Here is a 440-nt window from a genome sequence, read left to right as displayed (position 1 = left end):
GCGCTGACCGGCCGGGTGCTGCCCGCCGAGGACCGCCGGGTGCTCGCCGCGTTCGCCGCGCAGGCCGCCGTCGTCCTGGACCGGCGCCGCCTCCGCGAGGAGGCCGACCGGGCCCGCGCGCTGGCCGAGGGCAACCGCATCCGTACGGCGCTGCTGGCTGCCGTCAGCCATGATCTGCGCACCCCGCTCGCCGGGATCAAGGCGGCGGTGAGCAGCCTGCGTTCGGACGACGTGGCGTGGTCGCCGGAGGATGAGGCGGAGCTGCTGGCCGGGATCGAGGAGGGCGCCGACCGCCTGGACCATCTGGTCGGCAACCTCCTCGACATGTCCCGCCTCCAGACCGGCACGGTCTCCGCGATCGTCCGCGAGATCGACCTCGACGAGGTGGTGCCGATGGCGCTCGGCGGGGTGCCCGAGGACAGCGTCGAGCTGGACATCCC

General features: G+C 74.8%; 1 protein-coding gene. It reads left to right on the top strand.

Annotated elements, in window-relative coordinates; all coding sequences use genetic code 11:
* Window positions 1-440 (top strand): sensor histidine kinase (locus H4N64_RS44275; protein ID WP_272491842.1); only part of this gene is annotated, 440 nt, incomplete at both ends.

The organism is Streptomyces cupreus (genome assembly GCF_014257025.1).
Taxonomy (GTDB): domain Bacteria; phylum Actinomycetota; class Actinomycetes; order Streptomycetales; family Streptomycetaceae; genus Streptomyces; species Streptomyces cupreus.
Note: the sequence above shows the minus strand (reverse complement) of the source record. Positions and strands in the feature narration are given on the sequence as shown.